Below are 11,903 nucleotides of genomic sequence, written 5' to 3'. Positions count from 1 at the left end.
ATTTCAGGGCACTCATATCATTTACTCACCGATAAGGTCATCACGATGGCAGAGAAAAATGACCTGGGATGGTATGGCAAGTTGCCAGGGACGGGTGATTTTTTGCAGCGTCGGCTGTCAGAAAATATTGTCGCCAGCTGGTTTAACTGGTTTCAGTTGGGCCTGACCCACTGGCATCATCACAGCGACGGCATCAGCGTTGAGTTCAGCCGTGCACCGGTGTGGAACTTTGCGCTACCGGCGACGCTTGGCGTTCAGCGTGTGCAGATCGGCTGCATGCTGCCTTCACGGGATCGCGTGGGCCGCGCCTGGCCGTTGATTGCCCTACAGAGCGTGCCGGTAAGCCACTGGCATCCCGCTCAGCTGGCCGTATCAGGAGAGTGGTTTCGCCAACTCGGCGACGTGCTCTGCCAGGCCACTCAGCTTACCTGTACGGCGGAAGAGCTTGACAGCGCGCTGAAGGCGCTCACGCCGCTGGCGCTGCCGGATACCGGGCAGTCAGACATCATGGATGTCATCGGCTATCAGGATCTGCCCTGCACGCTGGCGTGGCGCGAGGTCGCCGTCCGCTTCGATCCCACCCAGTACACCAGCTACTGGTGGACAAATCAGAGTGATGGCTATCCGCTGGCCAGCCATAAGCACAGCGGCAATTTAACTGCCCATTTATTTTCCCAGTTGTTCGATCCCGCTGCCGTCTCGCAGTCGGGTCGTCACGGACTCTATCCGCCCATGTTTGAATAGAGTTTTTCGGCCTGAATTTCAGGCCCTGGCTTCAGGAAAAGCGCATGCGATTTACCATTGTTGAAAGCAAAACCGAAGCACCTGATACCGTCTGTGAATTTGTCGCTCCCGGCGGCACCATTGGCCGCAGCGTTGACAATAACCTTGTCCTGCCCGATGAAGATCGGGCGATTTCCCGGTTGCAGGCCGTGGTGCATATTGCCGGTAACGGCGAATGCCGACTCACCAACCAGGGCAGCGTCAGCGCCGTTATCCATAACGGGGTTGCGCTGACACGCGGCAACCAGACGATATTACGTCATGGCGACGTGCTCGGTATTGGCGAGTATCGCATTGCGGTAAGCGATCCACTCGTTGCACAAGCCGCGCCTGAAGAGACGCTCGATCCGCTGGCCCTTTTTGATCCGGGCCTGAACGATCCGTTAGGCATCCTCACCGAGGAGGCGCCAATCCTGGTGCAGCCGATGGAGAGCGCAAGCGTGGAGCAACAGCAGGCGCGTGCCGCCAGGCAAAATGAAGCCAGGCTGGGCATCGATCCTGTCGCCTCTGAGGCGTCCGCCGTGAATAACGTCGCGGTACAGGGAAATGAACACCGTCTTATTGCGGCGCTGGTGGAGGGGATGGGCCTTGAACATGGCGGCGTCGCGCTGACTGAAGAGCAAATGCGCATGACCGGACGCATGCTGAGCCTGTTTTCACAGGGTACCGTCGCGCTGCTCTCTTCACGCTCCATACTGAAGCGCGGCGTGAAAGCCGAAATGACGATGATTCTGAACGAGGCCAATAATCCCTTCAAAATCTTACCGTCAGGCAAGACGGTGCTGATGCAGATCTATCAAAGCCAGATGCCTGGTTTTATGCCTGCCGAACAGGCTGTCAGGGATGCGATGGTCGATTTGCAGGCGCACCAGTTAGGCATGATCGCCGGTATTCGCGCCATTATCGCCGCCATGCTGCAATCTTTTAACCCGCAGCGCCTGGAAGACAACGCAAAGCGTGACGGAATTCTGCCGCGTTTTGCGTTCAGCACGGGTAAAAAGGCCGCGCTGTGGGACTATTTTTTGCGCCATTATCAGCAGACCTCTGGTGAAATTGAAGACGATTTTCATACGCTTTTCGGCGAGGCCTTTTTGAAGGCTTACGATATGGAAGTTCATCAGTACAAAGACTCACAAATCAGGCCGGATGAAGAATGAATATAAATTTTGCTTCAACGTCGCAAATTGGCGCGCGCGAAAGTAACCAGGACAGAACCGGTACTCTGCTGGGCAACGCCAGCGCCTGTTTTCTGGTGTGTGACGGCGTGGCGGGCGATGCCGGCGGCGACATGGCCGCCCAGCTTGCCCGCGATGCGCTGCTCGCCGAACTGCACGACGACAGGCCCATTGAACCTGGTGAAACGGCAAAATGGATTGCCGTGGCGGAAAATGCCATCCGTGACATGCAGAGGAATAATCTGAATTTGAAGCGCATGAGCACCACGCTGGCGGCGCTGTTTATTGACCGCCACGAACAGCGCTCATGGTGGGCCCACGCTGGCGACAGCCGCGTTTATCACTTCCGCCGCGGGTTTATTCATGCCGTCACCCGCGACCACAGTCTTGCGCAGCAGATGCGCGATGCGGGATATGAAAATACCGGAATTAACAGTAATTTACTTTATACTGCTCTCGGCGCGGAAGGAAGCCAGTCCGTCAGCTACAGCGAGGTGGTTCACCTGGAAGACGGCGACGCTTTTCTGGTCTGTACCGACGGCTTCTGGTCCAGCCTCAGCGAGCAGGAGATGGAGCAGGCGCTGCGCATGGTCAACTCGCCGCAGGAGTGGCTGGCGCTGATGCAGGACGCGATCGATCGTAGCGATAAAAAAGATAATTTAAGTGCTGTGGCGGTTTGGGTAGGCTCGCCACAGGAGACCACTCTGTTTCAATCCACAGCGGATTCGGCTCGCTTTTTGCCGCCGCGGGATTAACGCCAAGGAACCTTATGAAATACTGGTTGCCCGCCACTGCACTCATGATGTTTGCTTCTGCCGTTCAGGCGGAAGATTATCGCGTGGTTTACTCTCCCAGCCTGGCGCTGGAAGTGTTCATTGACGGCGTCAGCAGTAAAGCGCCTCAGGATTGGTGTCAGGAAAATATTCATCTGCGCATTGTGTCCGGCAAGAGTAAAGAGTCCAGCGTGCTGGTCTCTTTCCTGCCTCGCGTGGGTAATTTGCTGCTGAATCAGTGCGGTAAGCTGGTGGAGCTTCCCTGGCAGATGACCAACGACCAGGGAACGGTGCTGGCTACGGGCACCGCCGCCAAAGAGCAGCGCTGGCGTCCGATTGTTATTGCTGACTCAACGGCAGCCGCCACGGAAAGCAACGCGGCCCCTCTCGACCTCTCTCAACCGGCCAACAGCGATCCTTTGCAGCATTTCGACCTGCCGGGCGGTTGCCATTTCCGCACCTGGTGGGACAAAAACGGTCAGTCGCTGTTTATTCCGGAAGGCAAAGGCCTGAGCTGTTCTACCGAAGGCTGGCTGGAAGGCAGCACCGAATTGACGCTCTCAACGAACGGTAAAGCGCAGCCGGTCGCGGTACAATTTTACGAAGGCTACCCACTGCGCAATATTAAGCAGGTAGCCGGTGCGCTGGAGATCGTCACCGCGAATAATCAGCGTCTTGTGGTGACCAAAGCGGATGCCAAAGAGAGCTGGCTGGTGTTGCCCTTCAACGCGTCCCTGCACGTGTGGTCTTTTGACGGTACGCTACTGGTGAAAATGAGCCGCAGCGAAGCCGCCAACGCCGACGCGCTAAAAAGCCGCATTGAAGCACTGAGAAATGCCTGGTCTGCGGTGGTCAGCCCACAAATAAAAATTACCGTGCTGCTGGTAGACGATCTTCATGAAGATTTGGCCGATCCGGCAATTGGCGCCTGGCGCACCGTTAACTAGCCCTGCATACAGAGAGTGGTTATTATGTCGGCAAATGACAACGCAAAAAATCTGCCCAATACCCTTCCGGCAGGCTATCGCTTTAACGAATTTGAGATAAAAGAAGTCATTGGCGGTGGCGGTTTTGGCATCGTCTATCGCGCATGGGATCACCTTCTCGAACGCACCATCGCCATCAAGGAATATCTTCCCGTGTCGCTGGCCTCGCGGGCGGAGGATATGTCGATCACGCTGCGAAGCGAACGTCACCAGCGGCTCTTCTCCGCAGGCAAAAACAGCTTTATTAAAGAGGCGCGCCTGCTGGCCCGTTTCACGCATCCTGGTCTGCTGCACGTCCTGCGTTTTTGGGAAGAGAACGGCACGGCGTACATGGGTACGCTCTATTACAGCGGAATGACGCTTAAAGAGTGGCAACAGAACAGCGCGCAGCCGATTGACGACGCCTGGATCCGCCAGCTGCTGCCGCCGCTGTTCGGCGCGATTGGCACCATTCATCAGGCTGGCTACCTGCACCGGGACATTTCGCTGGACAACATCCAGATTCAGGAGAACCAGCTACCGGTGCTGCTGGATTTCGGCTCGGCACGCAAAGAGATTGGCAACCTTTCCGATCAAACGGAAATCATGCTCAAGCCCGGCTATGCGCCCATCGAGCAGTACAGCGAAGAGAGTGACAGCGAGCAGGGGCCGTGGACGGACATCTATGCGCTGGGTGCCGTACTGCATACGCTGGTCACCGGCAGCCCGCCGCCGGTGAGCGTGGTGCGCTGTATCGAAGATCGCTATCAGCCGCTGACCCAGCTTCGGCCGGAAGGCTTTTCGCTGTCGCTACTTAACGCTATCGATCGGTCGCTGATGATGAAGCCGCACGATCGTCCACAGTCCATTGATGAACTCGCCGCCCTTATCGATCTGCCGGTTTCAACGGTGGAGGAACTGGTGGTTGGCACCACAGCCATGCTGCACAGGGAAGAGGTGCCGGAACCCGCGCCCGAACCTGATGAGCCGGTTGCGCTGGCGGTTAATCCCGCTGCGGGCACCGCTGAACTCGTCACGCCGCGCCGCGCGCGCAGGCTGTCGATGCCTTTAGCGCTGTTGAGCGGCATCGCCGTGCTGGCCATTATTGGCCTGGTGGTGATACTGAACCAGCGGGACGCGCCGCAGTCTGCCGATACGGCGCCCGCTGCCGCTTCCGGCCAGGCGGAGGTGGCTCCCGCCACCAACACTGCGCCCATGATGGCCACGGTTTATCTCAAACTGACTAACGAAGAAACGGTGCTGCTCAACGGCACGCCGGTGGACGTCAAACCGAATAACAGCGGCTATGCGTCACTGAACCTGGCGGCGGGAAGTTACAAGATTGCGGTGCAATCCGGTAATGATATTTACAGCCAGCAGCTGGAGATCAACAAACCCGGCACCTGGCTGATTAATCCGGGACTGTAATATAAAGTGGGAGGTTATCCCACCATGCCGTTATGACACTGCTGAAGATCGCGTACGCGCTGCACCAGATCGGTCAGGCAGTCGTCATACAGTCCACGTTTCTGCAATGCCTGCTCCAGCGCAAACAGATAATGTGCATTGGTGCCGAGCGGCCCACTCGCCTGGGCAATCAGCGGCGCAATGGTATTCGGGCAGGAATCGGCTTCATAGAGCGGATGACGCGGGTCCATCACAAATACCATCGCCGTTACTGTTCGACCATCGGCCAGCGCCAGATCGCACCACGTCGGCAGGTAGCAGCCGGTGACCATCTCCCGCTTCCACAAAAGCTCCAGCTCTTCATACAGCTGCGCTTCCGGAAGGCGGAAAGCCAGCCCGGTGGTTTTACCGCCCTCTTTCAGCGCCAGCATTCTTCCCGGCCGGGTCGCGGTGCCGCGTCCGGCTGTCAGCCGCAGACAAAATGCGCGGTGCCAGCCATCCAGCGTGCCTTCCGCCACCTCTTCTGATTCAAAAACGGGATTCCACATCAGGGAACCGTAGCCAAAAACCCATACAGGACTGTTATCGGGACGACAGGCAAGCGTTGCGGCCAGCGAAGCCGCGCGTTGTTCACAGGTCCACAGCAACGATTCCTCAATAGCGCCGAATGCCGTTTTACAGTCCGCCTTTAATAAGAAATCTCGTGTCAACATAGACCTTCCCCCGTTACCCACTGCGTTCCCTGACAAAACTCCCCATCCCTGTAATCAATGCATTACATTTATCGCTTCGTTATTAATAACGACCCTATGCGATCGCGGGCCGTCAATCAAGTTTGATACGCGTCACAAAAGTAAAAATTTTACTTAATTGATCATCGGCAGCGTTGGAGAAAACTTCAGGGAGTGTGGGGGCAGAAGCAGGTAAACGCACAATGCGGGTATAGAAATGCTCTGACAGGGCGCACCACGCGCCCCATTAATCCGTTATTTTTGGTGCCATTTGTCGTCGTCGCCCTTCTGGTATTTACTTTTTACCGCTGACCAGGCAACTTTGTGGGCGACTTCTTCTCGTGACTCATCGCCGCGGCGGTCTTTCTTCTCTTTATACTCATCCCAGGCGCTGTTAAACGCTTCTTTATAAATATCCTGCGCGTGAGCGGGAAGGACGTTAGTGACGCTATCAGGTAAGGATGAACGGGAACGGTACGGCATAGTGACCTCCGGATTAATGACATTATAAAAGCATGGTGCAAAAATGCCTGGTTCGCCAACGATCCCTTACCCGGACTCCAGTGAAAAAAATCGTGATAACGCTGATTTCACCACGTTCTCAGGGATTTTAAAGTTGATAAAAGCAGTATTTATTATGAATAAATATTAATAAATAACTTAAAAATCAATAATATAAATAACAATAAGTGATTTAAACACTTTTCGAAGAAGAAAAATAACCAAGCCGTAAAATTACGTAAAAATGAATGAATTTGTTTACGACTTTCCGTAAGATGCCTTATTCGATTCGACTGTTATCTTTTATTACAGGACGTAAATATCGCTTCGCTCAACCTGATGACCCTACAGAAGGAAATACGCCATGACGCATGAAGGTGGCAAAACGCGCCACACCGAGTATTCTCTCTTTTTGCCCCTTGCCGCACTGGCTATTCTGTGGTTCTGGGGCGCTTCCGGCTCTTTTCCGGTCATCATCAGCATTAACCTGCTGGCGCTGGTGGCGATCCTGAGCAGCGCATTCAGCGTGGTGCGTCATGCGGACGTGCTGGCCCATCGTTTAGGCGAGCCTTACGGTTCTCTGATTTTAAGTCTTTCGGTTGTCATTCTTGAAGTCAGCCTGATTTCAGCGCTGATGGCAACGGGCGACGCCGCACCCGCGCTGATGCGCGACACGCTGTACTCCATTATCATGATTGTGACCTGCGGTCTGGTGGGCGCGGCATTGCTGATGGGCGGCCAGAAGTTTGCCACGCAGTACGTCAACCTGGCGGGCGTTAAGCAATATCTGATCGCGATATTTCCCCTGGGCGTGCTGGTGCTTATTTTCCCTAATGCATTGCCAGGCGGCAACTTCACCACCATGCAGGCGCTGCTGATTTCCGCCATTTCGGCGGCGATGTATGGCGTTTTCCTGCTGATCCAAACCAAAACCCATCAGAGCCTGTTTGTCTATGAGCATGAAGACGATGGCGACGATCCGCATCATGGCAAACCCTCTGCGCACTCCAGCCTTCGGCACACCCTCTGGCTGCTGGTGCATCTGATTGCGGTGATTGCCGTGACAAAAATGAACGCTGTGACGCTGGAATCGCTGCTGACCGAGCTGAATGCGCCCGCGCAGTTTACCGGCTTCCTGGTGGCGCTGCTCATTCTCTCCCCTGAAGGGCTGGGCGCTATTAAGGCGGTGCTCGCCAATCAGGTCCAGCGCGCAATGAACCTCTTTTTTGGCTCGGTGCTGGCCACCATCTCGCTGACCGTGCCTGCCGTTACCATTATCGCCACCCTCACCGGTCAGCAGCTCATTTTTGGTCTTGAGCCGCCGCAGATGGTGGTGATGCTCGCCGCGCTGTTGCTGTGTCAGATCTCCTTCTCAACGGGCAGAACCAACGTGCTGAATGGCGCAGCGCATCTGGCGCTGTTTATCGGTTATCTGATGACAATTATGCTGTAGCGAAGGGTATCGTGCAGAAAGGAAAACGGCGGGGTGGTTAACCCGCCGTTTTTTTATTGATTAGTTGCTGGTGTCCAGCTCAGGGAAGTTTTTCACCAGGTCATCAATAGCTTTCATCTGCTTCAGGAACGGCTCGAGCTTGTCCAGCGGCAGCGCGGAAGGCCCGTCGCATTTGGCATTTGCCGGGTCCGGGTGCGCCTCGATAAACAGCCCCGCCAGGCCAACCGCCATGCCCGAGCGGGCCAGTTCGGTGACCTGACCACGGCGTCCACCGGAGGCTGCGCCAAACGGATCGCGGCACTGCAAGGCATGGGTAACGTCAAAAATAACCGGGCTGCCGTTGGATGCCTGCTTCATCACGTTGAAGCCGAGCATGTCCACAACCAGATTGTCGTAGCCAAAATTGGCGCCGCGATCGCACAGGATCACTTTGTCGTTGCCGCCTTCCGCGAATTTCTCAACAATGTTGCCCATCTGTCCGGGACTGACAAACTGAGGTTTTTTCACGTTTATCACCGCGCCGGTTTTCGCCATTGCCTCAACCAGATCGGTCTGGCGGGCCAGAAACGCCGGCAGCTGGATGACATCCACCACATCGGCCACCGGCTGCGCCTGGCTGGCTTCGTGAACGTCGGTGATCACCTTTACCCCAAACGTCTGCTTCAGCTCCTGGAAAATCTTCATGCCCTCTTCCAGACCTGGCCCGCGATAGGAGTGAATGGATGAGCGGTTAGCCTTATCGAAAGAGGCTTTGAACACATAAGGGATACCAAGTTTTTGCGTTACGGTGACGTAATGTTCGCAAATGCGCATCGCCAGATCGCGTGATTCCAGCACGTTCATGCCGCCGAACAGGACAAACGGCAGGTCGTTCGCTACCCTGATATCGCCAATGTTCACTACTTTTTGTTTCATGCTATCGCCTTAGTATGCAGAAAAAGTAAACCGTCACGCCGGTGGCAGATTAGTGCAGCGTGATATGCTTTTGTTCAATGGAGTGAATCTGAAGTTTAATCATTTCACTGACCGGATCTTCAGGGCACTGCTCGACAAAATAGGTCAGGTCGGTCAGCGCGACGTGCTCACAGTCGAGCTGGGCAAAAATCAGCCCTCGATCGCGGATTTCATAAGGATCTTCCGGCGCCATCTGCACCAGCACCTGGCTTACCTGAAGCGCAAGCTCCATCTGTTTCTCATCCATCAGCGCCGACTTGAGCGTATCGAGCATCTTGCTCAGAACCAGGTGCGGCTCGGCCTCCTGAAGGTCATCGTCATACAGTTCGGCAACGGGTCCGATATTCCCTTTCAACCACACCTCAAGCGTGTGCTCACTCAACGTTTCACCGTCAAAGGGATTAATCAGCCACATCTCTTCGTCAAGCCAGTCGGCGCGAAGGATGAGTTGGGTTGGGAAAATGACCGGCATCAGCGGCAGCGACAGCGCCTCAGCGATGTGCAGAAAAATAATTCCCAGCGAAACGGCAGTGCCCTCACGCGTTCTGAGCACGTTATCCAGCCACAGCGTGTCCGACAGACGGTAAACGCCATTGGCGCCGCCAAATCCCCATTTGCGCCAGAACAGCTCAATGAGCTGCTCCAGTTGCAGATCCTGCTCAAGCTGCGACGGTATCGATGAACGGGCCTCGTCTACCAGCGCTGCCAACTCTTTTTTCACGTCGTCAGCAGGAAAATCGGGACGGATAGCCTTAGTGGCTGCGATCACCGCCTCGCACAGCGGCATCGCTGTCAGATCAACATTTGCTATTAACGTCATACAATCCCCAACAGTGGCACTTTTGTTGTGGCCAGTTTATAAATCAGCACCAGCACGGCCACTGCCACAATAAACGCAATCCAGCGCACTTTTTGCGCTCGCGGACGTCGTCCTAAAACCACGAAGCCGAGCGCGATGTAAATAATAACGCCAAACAGCTTCTCCGTCAGCCATACACCTTGCGGGGTGAATGGATAAAAATGCGTGATTACCACTAACAGGATACCTGAAAGCAGCAGCAGCGTATCGTTGATATGCGGCACAATGCGCACCCAGCGGCGCTGTAACATGGCCGAACCGCGCTGGAGCCAGTAAAACCGCAGCACAAACATCACGGCGGTGAGCGTCACGGTCAGGAGGTGAAGGTGTTTAACAGAGCTGTACCATGCGGCCATCGTTATTCCTTACTGAACGTTTTTTGTGCGCAGGTGACGCGATCGTTACCGCCATAGTCGGTAAAGGTTGCGACCTGCACAAAGTTATTTTTTTTCATAATATCGCGCACCTGCTCGCCCTGCTGCCAGCCATGCTCAAACATCAACCAGCCGCCCGACAAAAGGTATTTGTCTGCCTGCGTGGCAATAAACCGGATATCCGCCAGGCCCTGTTCATCGGCAACCAGCGCGCTGCGCGGTTCAAAGCGCACATCGCCTTCGCACAGGTGGCGATCGTCGCGGTCGATATAGGGCGGATTACTGACGATAAGCGTAAAGCGCTGGCCCTCCAGCGCCGCGAACCAGTTGCTGCAAAGGAAAGTGGCATTGTTCAGCCCCAGCCGCCGGGCGTTCTCTTCCGCCAGCGCCACCGCGCCAGCAATGCGATCCACCCCGGTGACGCGACAATCCGAACGTTCACTGGCGATAGCCAGCGCAACGGCGCCGGTGCCGGTGCCAAGATCCAGCACGCTTGCGGCAACGTTCGGCAGCGTGGCCAGCGCAAGCTCCACCAGCCGCTCGGTATCAGGTCGGGGAATAAGCGTTTCAGGCGAAACGCGCAAAGGAAGAGACCAGAACTCACGCTCGCCGGTAAGGTAAGCGATGGGTTCGCCGCGTGCGCGGCGCGTCAGCAGCGTGTCAAGCTGCGCCAGGTGCGGTGCGCTAATTACGGCGTCGTCAAAAGCGATGATTGCGCTGCGCGATTTTCCCGTGACAAAGCCCAGCAGGATTTCCGCGTCGCGCTTCGGGCTTTCGCTCTGTGCAAGCTCAGCAACGGCGGCGCGCAGCCACTGGCGAATCTCCATTAATCCTGCCCGGCGAGCGCAGCCAGCTGATCCGCCTGATACTCCTGCACAACCGGCTCAATCAGCATATCCAGCTTGCCCTGCATGGCTTCATCCAGACGGTAAAGCGTCAGGTTGATGCGATGGTCGGTGATGCGGCCCTGCGGATAGTTGTAGGTGCGGTTACGATCGGAGCGGTCGCCGCTGCCCAGCAGATTGCGCCGCGTTGATGCCTCTTCCTGCTGCCGCCTGGCGGACTCCGCCGCACGAATGCGCGCGCCCAGTACCGAGAGCGCTTTGGCTTTGTTTTTATGCTGCGAGCGTTCGTCCTGACACTCGACCACGATGCCGGTCGGCAGGTGGGTAATACGAATGGCGGAGTCGGTGGTGTTAACGTGCTGTCCGCCCGCGCCGGAAGAGCGGAAGGTGTCAATTTTCAGGTCGGACGGGTTGATGTCCGGCAGTTCTGCTTCCGGCAGTTCAGGCAGGATCGCCACGGTACAGGCGGAAGTATGAATGCGCCCCTGCGACTCGGTTTCCGGCACGCGCTGTACGCGATGTCCGCCGGATTCGAACTTCAGCCGGCCGTAGGCGCCCTCGCCCACCACCTTGGCGATAATTTCTTTGTATCCGCCGTGCTCGCCCTCATTGGCGCTCATCACTTCAATTTTCCAGCGTCGCGCCTCGGCGTAGCGGCTGTACATGCGGAACAGATCGCCGGCAAAAATCGCCGCCTCGTCGCCGCCCGTGCCGGCGCGAACTTCAACATAACAGTTGCGTTCATCGTCAGGATCTTTCGGCAGCAGCAGCACCTGAAGCTCCTGCTCAAGCTTCGCGCTGAGCGCCTGCGCCTCTTTCATCTCTTCCTGCGCCAGATCGCGCATTTCCGCATCCGCCATCATCTCTTCGGCGGCGGCAATATCATCCTGCGTCTGCTGCCAACGGCGAAAGCACTGGCTGACATCGGTCAGTTGAGTATATTCGCGCGACAAAGCGCGAAAGCGATCCTGATCGGCAATCACGCCCGCATCGCCCAGCATGGCTTCCACTTCTTCATGGCGCTCTTGCAGGGCTTCCAGTTTGGCAACAATAGAAGACTTCATTGATGTACCCGTATTCAAA

13 protein-coding genes are annotated in these 11,903 nt (G+C 56.1%); 6 read left to right on the top strand and 7 right to left on the bottom strand.

The window, feature by feature from the left end; genetic code table 11:
• Positions 1-45 precede the first annotated feature (45 nt).
• The 5 genes from tagF to FA91_RS08055 are packed head-to-tail and all read left to right on the top strand — an operon-like array spanning position 46 to position 5,124.
• The gene (tagF, locus tag FA91_RS08075) at positions 46-744 is read left to right on the top strand and encodes a type VI secretion system-associated protein TagF (protein ID WP_034914369.1); all 699 of its coding nucleotides are present in this window, start codon (positions 46-48) and stop codon (positions 742-744) included.
• A 44-nt stretch (positions 745-788) separates the two neighbouring features.
• Positions 789-1,940 carry a type VI secretion system-associated FHA domain protein TagH gene (gene tagH, locus FA91_RS08070; RefSeq protein ID WP_034914366.1) on the top strand — a complete coding sequence of 384 codons (1,152 nt, stop codon included), beginning with the start codon at positions 789-791 and terminating at the stop codon, positions 1,938-1,940.
• Positions 1,937-2,713, top strand: coding sequence for a PP2C family serine/threonine-protein phosphatase (locus FA91_RS08065; protein WP_034914364.1), 777 nt, complete (start codon positions 1,937-1,939; stop codon positions 2,711-2,713). The genes tagH and FA91_RS08065 overlap by 4 nt, the downstream gene beginning before the upstream one ends.
• Positions 2,714-2,727: 14 nt before the next feature.
• A complete protein-coding gene (locus tag FA91_RS08060; protein ID WP_034914362.1) occupies positions 2,728-3,678 on the top strand; it encodes a hypothetical protein in 951 nt (316 codons plus the stop codon).
• Positions 3,679-3,702: 24 nt separating this feature from the next.
• Complete coding sequence (locus FA91_RS08055; protein ID WP_034914359.1) at positions 3,703-5,124, top strand: serine/threonine-protein kinase; 1,422 nt, start codon at positions 3,703-3,705, stop codon at positions 5,122-5,124.
• A 14-nt stretch (positions 5,125-5,138) separates the two neighbouring features.
• Here the strand turns inward: FA91_RS08055 and FA91_RS08050 are convergent, their stop codons facing one another.
• On the bottom strand, positions 5,139-5,816 hold the full coding sequence (locus FA91_RS08050; RefSeq protein ID WP_034914357.1) for a gamma-glutamylcyclotransferase: 678 nt from the start codon (positions 5,814-5,816) through the stop codon (positions 5,139-5,141).
• A gap of 273 nt (positions 5,817-6,089) precedes the next feature.
• Complete coding sequence (chaB, locus tag FA91_RS08045) at positions 6,090-6,317, bottom strand: putative cation transport regulator ChaB (RefSeq protein WP_034914354.1); 228 nt, start codon at positions 6,315-6,317, stop codon at positions 6,090-6,092.
• 382 nt (positions 6,318-6,699) lie between these two features.
• Here chaB and chaA point away from each other — a divergent pair, with 382 nt between their 5' ends.
• On the top strand, positions 6,700-7,788 hold the full coding sequence (chaA, locus tag FA91_RS08040; protein ID WP_034914353.1) for a sodium-potassium/proton antiporter ChaA: 1,089 nt from the start codon (positions 6,700-6,702) through the stop codon (positions 7,786-7,788).
• Between the two features lie 60 nt (positions 7,789-7,848).
• Here chaA and kdsA read toward each other — a convergent pair whose 3' ends face one another.
• Genes kdsA through prfA form a run of 5 tightly spaced genes read right to left on the bottom strand, consistent with a single transcriptional unit; the run spans position 7,849 to position 11,884 of the window.
• Positions 7,849-8,703, bottom strand: coding sequence for a 3-deoxy-8-phosphooctulonate synthase (gene kdsA, locus FA91_RS08035; protein WP_034914350.1), 855 nt, complete (start codon positions 8,701-8,703; stop codon positions 7,849-7,851).
• Positions 8,704-8,752: 49 nt separating this feature from the next.
• Positions 8,753-9,562 (bottom strand): invasion regulator SirB1, encoded by an 810-nt coding sequence (gene sirB1, locus FA91_RS08030; protein WP_034914347.1) that lies wholly within the window; start codon positions 9,560-9,562, stop codon positions 8,753-8,755.
• Positions 9,559-9,957: a SirB2 family protein gene (locus tag FA91_RS08025; protein WP_034914344.1), complete on the bottom strand. Its 399-nt coding sequence runs from the start codon at positions 9,955-9,957 to the stop codon at positions 9,559-9,561. Before FA91_RS08025 ends, sirB1 begins: the two co-directional genes overlap by 4 nt.
• 2 nt (positions 9,958-9,959) lie before the next feature.
• A complete protein-coding gene (prmC, locus tag FA91_RS08020; protein WP_034914342.1) occupies positions 9,960-10,802 on the bottom strand; it encodes a peptide chain release factor N(5)-glutamine methyltransferase in 843 nt (280 codons plus the stop codon).
• Positions 10,802-11,884, bottom strand: a complete 1,083-nt coding sequence (prfA, locus tag FA91_RS08015) for a peptide chain release factor 1 (RefSeq protein WP_034914341.1) — start codon at positions 11,882-11,884, stop codon at positions 10,802-10,804. The genes prmC and prfA overlap by 1 nt, the downstream gene beginning before the upstream one ends.
• Positions 11,885-11,903: the final 19 nt, after the last annotated feature.

Origin of the sequence: Erwinia sp. 9145 (genome assembly GCF_000745075.1) — a bacterium.
GTDB classification, from domain to species: domain Bacteria; phylum Pseudomonadota; class Gammaproteobacteria; order Enterobacterales; family Enterobacteriaceae; genus Erwinia; species Erwinia oleae.
The sequence above is the reverse complement of the archived record's forward strand: the minus strand, read 5'-3'. Positions and strand labels throughout refer to the sequence as shown.

Excerpts from the sequence above, each read along its gene's own strand:
- tagF (WP_034914369.1), top strand. The coding sequence starts at position 46 with ATGGCAGAGAAAAATGACCTGGGATGGTATGGCAAGTTGCCAGGGACG.
- tagH (WP_034914366.1), top strand. The coding sequence starts at position 789 with ATGCGATTTACCATTGTTGAAAGCAAAACCGAAGCACCTGATACCGTC.
- FA91_RS08065 (WP_034914364.1), top strand. The coding sequence starts at position 1,937 with ATGAATATAAATTTTGCTTCAACGTCGCAAATTGGCGCGCGCGAAAGT.
- FA91_RS08060 (WP_034914362.1), top strand. The coding sequence starts at position 2,728 with ATGAAATACTGGTTGCCCGCCACTGCACTCATGATGTTTGCTTCTGCC.
- FA91_RS08055 (WP_034914359.1), top strand. The coding sequence starts at position 3,703 with ATGTCGGCAAATGACAACGCAAAAAATCTGCCCAATACCCTTCCGGCA.
- FA91_RS08050 (WP_034914357.1), bottom strand. The coding sequence starts at position 5,816 with ATGTTGACACGAGATTTCTTATTAAAGGCGGACTGTAAAACGGCATTC.
- chaB (WP_034914354.1), bottom strand. The coding sequence starts at position 6,317 with ATGCCGTACCGTTCCCGTTCATCCTTACCTGATAGCGTCACTAACGTC.
- chaA (WP_034914353.1), top strand. The coding sequence starts at position 6,700 with ATGACGCATGAAGGTGGCAAAACGCGCCACACCGAGTATTCTCTCTTT.
- kdsA (WP_034914350.1), bottom strand. The coding sequence starts at position 8,703 with ATGAAACAAAAAGTAGTGAACATTGGCGATATCAGGGTAGCGAACGAC.
- sirB1 (WP_034914347.1), bottom strand. The coding sequence starts at position 9,562 with ATGACGTTAATAGCAAATGTTGATCTGACAGCGATGCCGCTGTGCGAG.
- FA91_RS08025 (WP_034914344.1), bottom strand. The coding sequence starts at position 9,957 with ATGGCCGCATGGTACAGCTCTGTTAAACACCTTCACCTCCTGACCGTG.
- prmC (WP_034914342.1), bottom strand. The coding sequence starts at position 10,802 with ATGGAGATTCGCCAGTGGCTGCGCGCCGCCGTTGCTGAGCTTGCACAG.
- prfA (WP_034914341.1), bottom strand. The coding sequence starts at position 11,884 with ATGAAGTCTTCTATTGTTGCCAAACTGGAAGCCCTGCAAGAGCGCCAT.